10 protein-coding genes and 9 pseudogenes are annotated in these 12,413 nt (G+C 52.8%); 15 read left to right on the plus strand and 4 right to left on the minus strand.

Features of this window, described 5'->3' with window-relative positions; genetic code table 11:
* Nucleotides 1-43: 43 nt before the first annotated feature.
* Nucleotides 44-271 (plus strand): annotated as a pseudogene (locus M2374_RS12295) (tetratricopeptide repeat protein); the annotation flags it as partial.
* 148 nt (nucleotides 272-419) lie between these two features.
* Here M2374_RS12295 and M2374_RS12300 read toward each other — a convergent pair.
* Nucleotides 420-1,400, minus strand: a pseudogene (locus M2374_RS12300) (IS5-like element IS5 family transposase).
* Nucleotides 1,401-1,453: 53 nt separating this feature from the next.
* Here M2374_RS12300 and tnpA point away from each other — a divergent pair.
* The 6 genes and pseudogenes from tnpA to M2374_RS12330 all read left to right on the plus strand — a co-directional run bounded on the left by tnpA (nucleotide 1,454) and on the right by M2374_RS12330 (nucleotide 4,829).
* Nucleotides 1,454-2,020 carry an IS66-like element accessory protein TnpA gene (gene tnpA / locus M2374_RS12305; RefSeq protein ID WP_159121481.1) on the plus strand — a complete coding sequence of 189 codons (567 nt, stop codon included), beginning with the start codon at nucleotides 1,454-1,456 and terminating at the stop codon, nucleotides 2,018-2,020.
* On the plus strand, nucleotides 2,017-2,364 hold the full coding sequence (gene tnpB, locus M2374_RS12310; protein ID WP_038633649.1) for an IS66 family insertion sequence element accessory protein TnpB: 348 nt from the start codon (nucleotides 2,017-2,019) through the stop codon (nucleotides 2,362-2,364). Before tnpA ends, tnpB begins: the two co-directional genes overlap by 4 nt.
* A 19-nt stretch (nucleotides 2,365-2,383) precedes the next feature.
* Nucleotides 2,384-3,941, plus strand: a pseudogene (tnpC, locus tag M2374_RS12315) (IS66 family transposase).
* A 37-nt stretch (nucleotides 3,942-3,978) separates the two neighbouring features.
* Nucleotides 3,979-4,191, plus strand: a pseudogene (locus M2374_RS12320) (DUF932 domain-containing protein); the annotation flags it as partial.
* A 56-nt stretch (nucleotides 4,192-4,247) separates the two neighbouring features.
* Nucleotides 4,248-4,601: pseudogene (locus M2374_RS12325) on the plus strand (TA system toxin CbtA family protein); the annotation flags it as partial.
* Nucleotides 4,581-4,829: a DUF905 family protein gene (locus M2374_RS12330; RefSeq protein WP_223307989.1), complete on the plus strand. Its 249-nt coding sequence runs from the start codon at nucleotides 4,581-4,583 to the stop codon at nucleotides 4,827-4,829. The pseudogene M2374_RS12325 and the gene M2374_RS12330, both read left to right, overlap by 21 nt.
* A gap of 127 nt (nucleotides 4,830-4,956) precedes the next feature.
* On the opposite strand, the gene M2374_RS12335 is transcribed toward M2374_RS12330, so the two are convergent.
* Nucleotides 4,957-6,108 carry an AraC family transcriptional regulator gene (locus M2374_RS12335; RefSeq protein WP_032180275.1) on the minus strand — a complete coding sequence of 384 codons (1,152 nt, stop codon included), beginning with the start codon at nucleotides 6,106-6,108 and terminating at the stop codon, nucleotides 4,957-4,959.
* A 233-nt stretch (nucleotides 6,109-6,341) separates the two neighbouring features.
* On the opposite strand from M2374_RS12335, the gene M2374_RS12340 reads away from it, so the two are divergent.
* On the plus strand, nucleotides 6,342-6,944 hold the full coding sequence (locus tag M2374_RS12340) for a DUF6448 family protein (RefSeq protein ID WP_050489007.1): 603 nt from the start codon (nucleotides 6,342-6,344) through the stop codon (nucleotides 6,942-6,944).
* Nucleotides 6,945-7,252: 308 nt separating this feature from the next.
* On the opposite strand, the pseudogene M2374_RS12345 reads toward M2374_RS12340, so the two are convergent.
* Nucleotides 7,253-7,866: pseudogene (locus tag M2374_RS12345) on the minus strand (IS630 family transposase); the annotation flags it as partial.
* A gap of 16 nt (nucleotides 7,867-7,882) precedes the next feature.
* Here M2374_RS12345 and M2374_RS12350 point away from each other — a divergent pair.
* The 7 genes and pseudogenes from M2374_RS12350 (at nucleotide 7,883) to M2374_RS12380 (ending at nucleotide 12,173) form a co-directional block, all read left to right on the plus strand.
* Nucleotides 7,883-8,128 (plus strand): annotated as a pseudogene (locus M2374_RS12350) (transposase).
* Nucleotides 8,129-8,623: 495 nt separating this feature from the next.
* A complete protein-coding gene (locus tag M2374_RS12355) occupies nucleotides 8,624-9,442 on the plus strand; it encodes a DUF932 domain-containing protein (RefSeq protein WP_038633658.1) in 819 nt (272 codons plus the stop codon).
* Nucleotides 9,443-9,658: 216 nt separating this feature from the next.
* Complete coding sequence (locus M2374_RS12360) at nucleotides 9,659-10,360, plus strand: WYL domain-containing protein (RefSeq protein WP_015063051.1); 702 nt, start codon at nucleotides 9,659-9,661, stop codon at nucleotides 10,358-10,360.
* 40 nt (nucleotides 10,361-10,400) lie between these two features.
* Nucleotides 10,401-10,637, plus strand: coding sequence for a protein YpjK (gene ypjK / locus M2374_RS12365; RefSeq protein ID WP_015063050.1), 237 nt, complete (start codon nucleotides 10,401-10,403; stop codon nucleotides 10,635-10,637).
* Entirely contained in the window at nucleotides 10,637-11,080 is a 444-nt protein-coding gene (locus M2374_RS12370; protein ID WP_038633663.1) for a YfjS/YafY family lipoprotein, read from the plus strand. Before ypjK ends, M2374_RS12370 begins: the two co-directional genes overlap by 1 nt.
* 24 nt (nucleotides 11,081-11,104) lie before the next feature.
* Nucleotides 11,105-11,401 (plus strand): annotated as a pseudogene (gene ykfB, locus M2374_RS12375) (protein YkfB); the annotation flags it as partial.
* A 67-nt stretch (nucleotides 11,402-11,468) separates the two neighbouring features.
* Nucleotides 11,469-12,173: an IS6-like element IS26 family transposase gene (locus tag M2374_RS12380; RefSeq protein ID WP_001067855.1), complete on the plus strand. Its 705-nt coding sequence runs from the start codon at nucleotides 11,469-11,471 to the stop codon at nucleotides 12,171-12,173.
* Nucleotides 12,174-12,206: 33 nt separating this feature from the next.
* Here the strand turns inward: M2374_RS12380 and M2374_RS12385 are convergent.
* Nucleotides 12,207-12,413 (minus strand): annotated as a pseudogene (locus tag M2374_RS12385) (cytochrome C); the annotation flags it as partial.

The raw sequence follows: 12,413 nt of genomic DNA on the forward strand, positions 1-12,413 counted from the left end.
AACTCCATACACACACATGCTCTTCCCTCACAGGGGAAGAGCACTCATTGATAAAATACTGGCGTACAACCCCGAAGATAATCAGGGAGCACGCTGATTGATAGGACCGGAATTGTTACGCTCATGGCGACCATGAGGGGCAGTCCATGTACTGATGGTGCATGTAGTTGAATTTTCACCTTACTGGTATGAACTTAGTCTTCTGTATTTTCTGAATGGAGAATACATTAAAGGTGCGATAGCTTTTCGCCACGGTTTTACCACAAAATCTTAGGAAGGTGCGAATAAGCGGGGAAATTCTTCTCGGCTGACTCAGTCATTTCATTTCTTCATGTTTGAGCCGATTTTTTCTCCCGTAAATGCCTTGAATCAGCCTATTTAGACCGTTTCTTCGCCATTTAAGGCGTTATCCCCAGTTTTTAGTGAGATCTCTCCCACTGACGTATCATTTGGTCCGCCCGAAACAGGTTGGCCAGCGTGAATAACATCGCCAGTTAATTATCGTTTTTCAGCAACCCCTTGTATCTGGCTTTCACGAAGCCGAACTGTCGCTTGATGATGCGAAATGGGTGCTCCACCTTGGCCCGGATGCTGGCTTTCATGTATTCGATGTTGATGGCCGTTTTGTTCTTGCGTGGATGCTGTTTCAAGGTTCTTACCTTGCCGGGGCGCTCGGCGATCAGCCAGTCCACATCCACCTCGGCCAGCTCCTCGCGCTGTGGCGCCCCTTGGTAGCCGGCATCGGCTGAGACAAATTGCTCCTCTCCATGCAGCAGATTACCCAGCTGATTGAGGTCATGCTCGTTGGCCGCGGTGGTGACTAGGCTGTGGGTCAGGCCACTCTTGGCATCGACACCAATGTGGGCCTTCATGCCAAAGTGCCACTGATTGCCTTTCTTGGTCTGATGCATCTCCGGATCGCGTTGCTGCTCTTTGTTCTTGGTCGAGCTGGGTGCCTCAATGATGGTGGCATCGACCAAGGTGCCTTGAGTCATCATGACGCCTGCTTCGGCCAGCCAGCGATTGATGGTCTTGAACAATTGGCGGGCCAGTTGATGCTGCTCCAGCAGGTGGCGGAAATTCATGATGGTGGTGCGGTCCGGCAAGGCGCTATCCAGGGATAACCGGGCAAACAGACGCATGGAGGCGATTTCGTACAGAGCATCTTCCATCGCGCCATCGCTCAGGTTGTACCAATGCTGCATGCAGTGAATGCGTAGCATGGTTTCCAGCGGATAAGGTCGCCGGCCATTACCAGCCTTGGGGTAAAACGGCTCGATGACTTCCACCATGTTTTGCCATGGCAGAATCTGCTCCATGCGGGACAAGAAAATCTCTTTTCTGGTCTGACGGCGCTTACTGCTGAATTCACTGTCGGCGAAGGTAAGTTGATGACTCATAATGAACCCTGTTCCATGGCTCCAGATGACAAACATGATCTCATATCAGGGACTTGTTCGCACCTTCCTTAAGGAAACAGATAAGTAAACAAATCAACATTCCCAGAACCACCCTGCAGAGTCTGTTCCGGCGCTTTGCCCGTTCAGGTCTGAACTGGCCCGTTCCCGAACATATATCACCTGAGCAACTTGAACAGCTTCTCTACCCCGGGAAAAGCCAACAATACGAACCGGTTCCCACCAGAGAAATACCCGAAAAACGCCGGCGACCTAATTTCTCCACGGAGTTCAAACTCCACCTTGTGGAGCTGTCGATGCAACCTGATACCAACGTGGCTCGTCTTGCCCGTGAACACGGTATTAATGACAACCTGCTGTTTAACTGGCGTCACCAGTATAAACAGGGAAAACTGAATCGCAGGGATAACCTGCCTGTCAAACTGCTACCGGTAAGTATCGCGCCTCCCCCAGTCGTTCCAGCCCCTCTGACGGCACCATCGCCTGCTGATGTACCCTGCTGCGAAGTAGAGCTACCAGGTGGAACGATAAAACTACACGGAACTATGACACCGGCTCTGCTGCGAGTATTACTTGGCGAGTTGAAAGGGGAGCTCCGATGATAACTCTGCCGACTGGTACCAGAATCTGGATCATCGCTGGCGTCACCGACATGCGCTGTGGCTTCAATGGCCTGGCCTCAAAGGTCCAGAACACGCTGAAAGATGATCCCTTCTCCGGGCATATCTTCGTTTTCCGTGGCCGCAGCGGCAAAATGGTAAAAATCCTGTGGGCAGACCGTGACGGGTTATGCCTGTTCGCCAAGCGTCTTGAGCGGGGACGCTTCGTCTGGCCGGTGACCCGGGAAGGGAAAGTTCATCTGACGCCTGCACAGTTGTCCATGCTGCTGGAAGGTATCGCATGGCAACATCCAAAACGGACGGAACAGCCTGGTATACGGATATAACCCGTGATAAAACAGGTGGATGAACAGTGAACTCCCGGATGACATCGAGCAACTGAAGGCCCTGCTGGTCGCGCAGCAGGCAGTTATCGTTCGTCTGTCCGGTGAAATAACCGGCTACGCCTGCGAAATCGACTCGCTCAGGGCACTGGTCGCTAAACTGCAGAGAATGCTGTTCGGCCGCAGCAGCGAGAAAAACCGGGAGAAAATAGAAAAGAAGATCGCGCAGGCTGAAAAGCGGATAACCGAGCTTCAGAACAGGCTTGGCGAAGCGCAGTCGCAACTCACCTCAATGGCCGGAGATGCAGTACCAAAAACATCAGACTCTCCCACCCGCAAAGCGCTTCCGGCAACACTCCCCCGTGACAGGCAGGTTATCGCCCCGGCAGAAACCGAATGCCCTGTCTGCAGTGGCAAACTGAAACCGCTGGGAGAGAGCATCTCTGAACAACTGGATATCATCAACACCGCCTTCAGGGTAATCGAAACGGTTCGTCCGAAGCTGGCCTGCAGCCGGTGCGACTGTATCGTGCAGGCACCGCTGCCGCCGAAACCCATCGAATGCAGCTACGCCAGCCCGGGGCTGCTGGCCCGTATCATTATGGCGAAGTTCGCTGAACACTTACCACTGTACCGCCAGGCTGAAATCTACGCGCCGGCAGGGCGTGGAGCTGAGCCGCAATACGATGGGGCGCTGGGTGGATATCATGGGAGAGCAACTTCGCCCGCTGTACGATGAAATGAACCACTATGTGCTGATGTCGGGTAAAGTGCATGCAGACGACACGCCGGTGAATGTCCTGGAGCCCGGACAGGGTAAAACCCGTACCGGGCGGTTGTGGACGTATGTTCGTGATGACTGCAACGCCGGGTCAGCGCTGGCACCGGCGGTGTGGTTCGCCTACAGCCCCGACAGAAAAGGCATCCATCCGCAGACCCATCTTGCGGGGTTCAGCGGTGTGCTACAGGCGGATGCGTACGCCGGGTTCAACGAGCTGTACCGCGATGGCCGGATAACGGAAGCCGCCTGCTGGGCTCACGCCCGCCGTAAAATCCACGATGTGCACGTTCGCACGCCGTCAGCCCTGACGGAGGAAGCCCTGAAGCGTATCGGCGAACTGTATGCCGTGGAGGCGGAAATAAGAGGAATGCTGGCGGAACAACGGCTTGCTGAACGTCAGCGGAAAACGAAACCGCTGCTTAGTACCCTGGAAAGCTGGTTGCGTGAAAAAATGAAAACGCTGTCGCGACACTCGGAGCTGGCAAAGGCGTTCACGTACACCCTGAACCAGTGGCCGGCCCTGACGTACTATGCAGAAAACGGCTGGGCCGAAGCCGATAATAACATCGCTGAAAATGCGCTGCGGATGGTCAGTCTGGGTCGTAAAAACTGGTTGTTCTTCGGCTCAGACCACGGTGGTGAGCGGGGAGCGTTGCTGTACAGTCTGATCGGGACGTGCAAACTGAACGGCGTGGATCCAGAAAGCTACCTTCGCCATGTCCTTGACGTCATAGCTGACTGGCCGGTCAACCGGGTCAGCGAGCTGCTACCCTGGCGCATCACACTGCCAACTGAATAACACATCCCCGTCAATACGGTTCTCGCTGTACGCTTACCAACGTGAAGGTTTTCAGCCGTTCTTTGCCTGCCAGACACGCGTCCGTGACCAGAGCCGCCGGGAGCACACGAAACATATGCTGCGCCTGCGCCGTGCCGGGCAAATCACTGGTCAGCAGGTTCCGGAAATTATTCAGCTCAACTCGCATGACGGCTCCAGCAGCTACCAGATGCTGCCGGGCCTGTTCCGTAGTGTCTGCTGTAATGGCCTGAGCCATGCAGTAATACCCCACCACTTACATCCCTTCAGCATTACGGAATAACCGATATGAAAACATCACCCGATTCACTATCATGGGCGGCATTGTCACATCTGTCCCCCGTCGAAATCTGGCGCCTCCTGCTGGGATATCTGCTCAGCCAGCACTACGGACTGACTCTTAACGACACGCCGTTTGGCAGCGATGGCGTGATTCAGGAGCACATTGAGGCCGGTATACCGCTGGCGGATGCCCTGAATGATGTTGTTGAAAAATATGACCTAGTACGTACAGGCCAGAGCAGCTTCCGTTTCACGGTGCGGTCTTCACTTATCACCCCCACGGATGTCCTGCGGGCACGGAAAGCCACAGGGCTTCTGAAGCGGGGCTATTACAGGCGGGTGACGGATATCACGCAAGGTCTGCCGATTGACGGGACACTTCCGGCAGGCACCTTCACCCGCAGACAGGCTGAGGCCACTGCCGCCCTGTATATCAACGTTGGCATTGAGGATGACCAGCACACCCACTTCCGGCTGGTCATTCGCGATGCGGACGGCCAGCTCATCTGGCGGGCATGGAACTTTGAGCCCGGTGCTGGTCATGACCTGAACACCCACCTGCAGCGCTACGGTGTGAAAAAACGCTGACAGCACGCCGCTGGCCCGTCTGGGGCAGGGCTGGCGGATCTCAACCTGAACAACTGACTGTCCTTTGTTGGTGGAAAGTCCGACCCATGCTTCTTTATCCAAGCGTATCCAGGCATTAAAAAATAGGTCATCGGAGTACTGTTTGTAGACAATGTTGCCGACGATATTCTGTGGGTGTCACACCTGTTTGCTTCTTAAATGCAGTATTAAATACCGATTTAGAATTAAAACCCGAAGCATACATAATATCAAGAATGGTCCGCTTATCTCCCGGCGTGGCCAGTAACTTTTTGGCATACTCTATGCGGTACTCGCTGATAAAGGTAAAAAAGTTCTGCTGAAATCCATTGTTGATAATGGCGGAGAGATCGTGCGGTGAAAGTTTTATCTGGCGCGCAAGCTGGCTTAAGGAGAGGGTGGAATCCAGAAACGGCTGATTCCGACGCATAAAATCCACCACGTTATCTACCTGTTTTGACTCCGGTAACAACAGTGTTTTAACCGGCTGAATATCCACCAGCAGGGTTTCATCTTCCTGCGTTAGCCCCATAAACGCAGCGGGCTGTCGCAGTGCGCAGATCAGCAATGTATTAATGAACGCAAACCCCGCCATACTGACAACAGGCAGTATCCAGGTGGTTTGATCGGTTAGCCTGAACAGATAGAAAAACAGGCAGCAAATGATACTGACGATCCACAGCCCCGCGTAACCCGACAGCAGGAAGCGGAGCCAGAGTATTTGCTGGCGGGCGATATCAGAATAAAGACGCTGGATATCCGAATTAAATGACTGCAAGCGGCCGAGCGAATAGCCCAACCAACCGAGAAATACCCCGTGATAGACCAACGCAAGGGGCAGAGGTTCCGGCATTCCTGGTAAATCCTGTTGTTGTAATATTGTTATTTTTTCCGACTCAGGTAGCGGAACATATAGTGTGAAAAACACAATCAGGCCAGCCGCGAACGGGATTAAGTGTACGGCATGAATGAGCCGAATTTGAAAACGGCAATACATCAGCGATCGGGTATACAGATAGATAGCTGGCGGCTGAAGCAGAGAGATGAGCGTACCGATATAAGCGTAGTTTGGGTGTGAAAAACTTACACCGCTTCCGTAAAGTAAAAGCTCGCCAAAACCGGCGGCGACGGTCAGCAGGACGACCACCAATAGCCGGTTGCTGGTTTGTACAATGTTGGACGGCAAAAGTAGAAAAACAGAAAGCAATACAGCCTGCATTATTCCTGCTGCCAGAAGAAAAACGGATAGCTCAATCAGCATGTATTACCGCCACCAATCATTCAAAACGAGACATAAAGAACGGGTTCCGCTCTGCCTCTTGTTAGCGGAACGTTCGACTTTGCGCTTTGTAGGTTCGACTTTACCAATTCGAACGACGCCCTGATTTCACGCCAGTACTCTGATGTCAAATCGGCAGAGGGTCTGAAATCCTACGTCGATTAACATCCCCAAAAAGCAGATGAACAGGTCGAAAAAGACCCGGGAGCATTATTGTGAAAAAGCAGAAAAACATCAGAACTACCCTGTGCGCGAGCATCGTGATCCTTGCGGGAATGACGATAAGCACAACGGCGTTCGCCCACTGCGACGGCATGGATGGACCGGTGATTACCGAGGCTAAAAGCGCGCTCCAGGCGCATGATGTTACCCCGTTATTAAAATGGGTGCCAGAAAACCGTGAAGATACCGTCAGGAAGGCGTTTGACGAGGCAATAAGCAAACAAGGTGGCAGTCAGGCCGCTCAGGAGAAGGCCGATCAGCAGCTCTTCACCACTCTGGTACGTGTTCACCGTGAGGCGGAAGGCGCGCCCTTTACCGGTGTAAAACCGGCAGGCCATATTCCCGTGGTTGTACAAGAGGCAGATGCCGCACTCAACGCCGGCAATGTTGATAGCCTGGTGGCGAAGGTGACTGCCAATGTTGAGCATGCTCTCCGGGAAAAATTTGCTAAAGCTGAACAAAGTAAGCAACAAGTGAATCAATCGGTTAAACAGGGACGTGGATATGTGAATGACTACGTTCACTACATACATTTTGTCGAAGAAGTGAACGGAATGGCGGCAGGAGGATCGCCTGAGATGGAACATCAGCACTAATTATCATGTCCGCCAGAGATGCCCTTGCGGCATCTCTGAATCACCACGATAACGCCCAGCGGGATTTGGAGGATTGTAATTAAAATTATGTAATTACCTGTTTTTGATATGTTCATTCCGACAACGGATGTAAGTAAATTTATGGACGAAAAAACTCAGAGCTCTGCGGTTGAACGGGCTAAAGGTCCGCAAACTTAATGAGTACATCAGAGAATTTCGACGTGCATACGCCAATGATGCTGAATCGTCACGGATAGAGGCTGCTACAGGCAAGAATACCGTGAACTAAATAGCTGCGCTTAATACCGCTACACTTTTGCCACCCCATGTTGTCCCCCCGGGAATGGGCTGACGGTTTCCATATAATGATGGACCTTTTTCAACAACTGTCACATTGAACGGCACTGATGATTGCGGGTTATCGTGTCGTGCAGCGCCTGCCACAACCGCTCTACGTGGTTCACCCACGGCGAGTAAACTGGCTGGTAAATCACCCGAACTTCGGGTTTGCTTTCAGCCAGCCCTGAGTTTTACGGCTTTTATGGATGATGTAGTTATCCACGATGAGCGTGATTGTTTTCGCTCGCCGGTATGTCGCTTTCAGATGTTTTAACAGACTGATAAATAAAGATGAACTTTTGCTGTTGCCGCCCACATAGCTGACTTTTCCTGTACCGCTGTGCAGCGCCCCGGCCAGATAATATTTCTCATTCTGCCCCAGGGTTACTATGCGTTTTTGATGCCCGCGTAGCTGCCAGTCCGCGCCGATTTTTGGATTGAGATGGATATCCACCTCATCCTCATAAAAGACCGGGTGCTCTGCGCTGCATTCGTCCAGCGCTTTATGGATTGCGGCCATTTTTTCATCTTTATGCGGGTCACGGATACACAGCGTCGGTGCCGCTCTGCGCCAGCAACAACCCAAATATAAAGTACTGATGACAATACCGGGGATTGGCCCACTTATTGCGGCAGCTTTTCTGAGTGAAGTGAATGCGGAGCAGTTTTCTAACGGGCGACAACTATCCACCTGATGTGGTCTGGTTCCCAGACAACGTAGTTCAGGTGGGAAAAGCAGCCTGTCATCCATGACCAAAAATGGGAATCGTGGCCTCAGAACCTTAATTATTCATGGTGCCCGCTCGGTTATGCACTGGGCGATGATGCATTGGGTATATGGCTGAAGCACCTCACCGATCGAAGGGGAAAAATGAAAGCCACGGTCGCGCTGGCCAATAAACTGACTCGCATCGTCTGGCGCTTACTGACCGAATCAACAAGTTTTAATATCAACAGGGCTTTCGCTATGAGCTAAGCATTGTTGTATCCGGAGAGACAATTCCTCCTGAGTTTGCAGATACTGATGAGAGAACGGTAAACCAACCCTGTAACAGCCTGAACTGTGCCGAGGTAGTAACATACCGATGTAGTGATTAGGAAACAGGGTGCGGATGACATCATGGCGCGGGTCATCAGACCCACTAACGACGCCGGATATATTGCAGCAAACCGTATCAACTCAGGGCTTGCAAAACGCGGGACGTCCATATATGGCACAGTAAATTTGTGCCACTACAGAAAGCATAAAATCCTTATCTTCGCCACATCACTATTTTCCCTGACGCCCTGCTCTTACGAGCAGGGCGTTTTCGCTTATGTCATCCATAAAGGTAAACCCCATGAAATTAGCCAGCCGTTTTGGTCGCGTTAATCTGATACGCCGCGACCGCCCCCTTACCCATGAAGAACTGATGCAGCATACCCCCAGCGTGTTCGGTGAAGAAAAGCATACCTCCCGCAGTGAACGATATGCCTATATCCCCACCATCTCCCTGCTCGACAGCCTGCAGCGGGAATGCTTCCAGCCATTTTTTGCCTGTCAGACACGGGTACGTGACCCCCGTCGTCGTGAGCATACGAAGCATATGCTGCGCCTGCGTCGGGAGGGGCAAATTACCGGTAAACAGGTGCCGGAAATTATCCTGCTTAACTCTCACGATGGCACCAGTTCGTACCAGATGCTGCCGGGCCTGTTCAGGGCGGTGTGCCAGAACGGTCTGGTCTGCGGCGAGTCGTTTGGCGAGGTGCGGGTGCCACACAAGGGGGACGTGGTGAGCCAGGTTATTGAGGGGGCCTATGAGGTGCTGGGGATTTTTGAGCGTGTGGAAGAAAAGCGGGATGTCATGCAGTCGTTGCTTTTACCGCCACCTGCGCAGCAGGCGCTGGCAAAAGCCGCGCTAACGTATCGCTTTGGTGAGGACCACCAGCCGGTTACTGAATCGCAGATACTCTCCCCGCGCCGCTGGCAGGATGAGAGCAATGACCTGTGGACTACCTATCAGCGGATTCAGGAAAACCTGATTAAGGGCGGACTCAGCGGGCGTAATGTTAAAGGCGAACGAACGCATACTCGTGCCGTGCGTGGCATTGACGGGGACGTGAAGCTTAACCGTGCGCTGTGGGTGATGGCTGAAACACTGCTCACACAACTGCAGTAGACGTTTTATGTTGCCACATTGTTATTATCGGACACCACCTGTCCGAATTGCTACGTGCTCGTGTGCCTCAATCTCCCGGTAATAGCCTGTAACCCCCGTTACATCTGGCTTTTGCAGAAATAAAAAATAGTTTCTGCGTTGTCCATACCCTGTCCGCCCCCCTGTTTAAAGTAATCACATCATTTTCAGTCAGTTAACTTTCCTGGAGAACCTCTCATGACACAGGCAGAACGCCGCCATGACCGGCTGGCTGTCAGGCTGTCACTGATAATCAGCCGTCTGGTGGCGGGTGAAACGTTGAGTGTGCGCAAACTGGCCGCTGAGTTTGGCGTGTCAGTGCGCACGCTGCGGCGTGATTTTCGTGAGCGACTGATGTATCTGGACTTGGAGTATCAGTCCGGATACTGCCGCTTACGCACTGCTGGCAGCGAGATGCAGATGGTGCCCGACGTGCTTATCTTTGCCCACCGCAGCGGGCTGGCCGGACTTTTCCCCGGCCTTGACCGCCGTCTGGTGAACGCACTGCTGATGTGCGATGAGTCTCCCTGCGTGATAGCACCAGCTAGTCCGGTTCCTTCGCCTTCAGGAGCATTGTCTTTCTGGAGACTGATTCAGGCCATTACCGGGCGCAGGCGGGTGACGCTGATTGCCGAGGGGCAGCGCTGTGAGCGGCTGGCTCCCTGCCGGTTACTCATCCACCAGCAGGCCTGGTATCTGGTGGCGGAACACGACGGACATATCGCCGTATTCACCCTGGATGAGATCCATCTGGTTCAGCTCCTGCAGGAGAGTTTCCGGCGTAACGACAGTCTGTGTCGTCTTGTTGAAGACCCGGTCTTTATTCAGACCTTACCCCATTTTCGCTTTATCCAGCAGTCACTGCTTACGTTTGTTCCGGCCGACAGTCCACCAGAATAGCGCAAGCGTTGTTATCAACCCGGCAACAGGGAGGAGCCCTATGCCCGTAATTGCCATTATCGCCATTGTTGCCATCGTCATCATTCTGAACAAAACCGGGGTGTCCGACAGCCTCACGGCCCTGACACTTGCCACCGTTGCTGCACTGTTGACGGGCGGAGGTGCAGCCGGTGCTGCCAGTGTTGCACTGACGCCGTTCGCCGGTGTGCCGGTGGGTATTTTTGTGGGGATTTATGTCTTTGCCAAAGTGGTTCGTCTGATTTCAGGAAAAAAATAATGAAACGTAAAACACTACCTCTGCTGGCACTGGTTGCCACCACTCTGTTTCTGAGCGCCTGCGATGACAGAAGTGATGAACTGAAGGCCATCAGCAAGTTCAAGGATCTCACCCCGCCGCGCTTCAGCGATGCGGTCAGTCGTCAGGATGATGTCAGCGAAGAATGGTCACAGGTTGGCTTCTCATCCGGTCTCACCCTGCAGGTCTTACGTACCCGCCAGTTGCCCGATGGCTGCGAGGGCGGTAGTTACTACTACCTCGTGGATATGCAGGAAAAAACCGTCCAGCCGCTGATGAATGCGCTTTGTATTGCCGACAATATCAAACTGGAATACCACGAGGTTACGGACCGGTATACGAAGGAAAAATACTTTGAGTACTCCCATGACGGAAAACTGATGGGTCGGCTGCTGATACCCTCAAACCCTGAGAACCACGAATAAAAAACAACGATAAAGGAGACAGAAATGACAATAGGTTCACTAAGCCGGTTTGTACTGGCATGTTCACTGTTTACCAGTTTTACAGCCTCTGCGGTTCCTGGACTCTGGCAGCAGGGCTATGGCCAGGGCAATACGGAATACAACGTGACGGATGCCAGTGGGAAAATGTTTACCATCAATTGCACGGGAAATCCGGACCAGAACGGTTTCTACCAGCATTCTGTTTTTCTGACCCAGACGGATAACAGGATGGTCAGTTCGCACGATGACGGCACCACGATCACCGTGGTAATGAATCACCAGCAGTACGTTATTCCGTCCAGACGGCACTGTTGCAAATAGTCGGTGGTGATAAACTTATCATCCCCTTTTGCTGATGGAGCTGCACATGAACCCATTCAAAGGCCGGCATTTTCAGCGTGACATCATTCTGTGGGCCGTACGCTGGTACTGCAAATACGGCATCAGTTACCGTGAGCTGCAGGAGATGCTGGCTGAACGCGGAGTGAATGTCGATCACTCCACGATTTACCGCTGGGTTCAGCGTTATGCGCCTGAAATGGAAAAACGGCTGCGCTGGTACTGGCGTAACCCTTCCGATCTTTGCCCGTGGCACATGGATGAAACCTACGTGAAGGTCAATGGCCGCTGGGCGTATCTGTACCGGGCCGTCGACAGCCGGGGCCGCACTGTCGATTTTTATCTCTCCTCCCGTCGTAACAGCAAAGCTGCATACCGGTTTCTGGGTAAAATCCTCAACAACGTGAAGAAGTGGCAGATCCCGCGATTCATCAACACGGATAAAGCGCCCGCCTATGGTCGCGCGCTTGCTCTGCTCAAACGCGAAGGCCGGTGCCCGTCTGACGTTGAACACCGACAGATTAAGTACCGGAACAACGTGATTGAATGCGATCATGGCAAACTGAAACGGATAATCGGCGCCACGCTGGGATTTAAATCCATGAAGACGGCTTACGCCACCATCAAAGGTATTGAGGTGATGCGTGCACTACGCAAAGGCCAAGCCTCAGCATTTTATTATGGTGATCCCCTGGGCGAAATGCGCCTGGTAAGCAGAGTTTTTGAAATGTAAGGCCTTTGAATAAGACAAAAGGCTGCCTCATCGCTAACTTTGCAACAGTGCCCTTTCCTGCACGTGGGCGAATGATTGGATCACCGCCTTGCCGTCGCTGCTCACAGCAGCCAGCTTCATGGCCAGCGCCGCCTCGTGAGTCTGCGCGTCAAAGTTTCTGAACTTGGTCGCATCAGCGCCGAGGTAAGCAAGGATGAGCTTTTTTTCAGTAAGCGGTGGCTCGGGGTGTGCAGCAACTTT

Origin of the sequence: Citrobacter sp. JUb117, from assembly GCF_024809055.1 — a bacterium.
Lineage (GTDB): Bacteria > Pseudomonadota > Gammaproteobacteria > Enterobacterales > Enterobacteriaceae > Citrobacter > Citrobacter gillenii.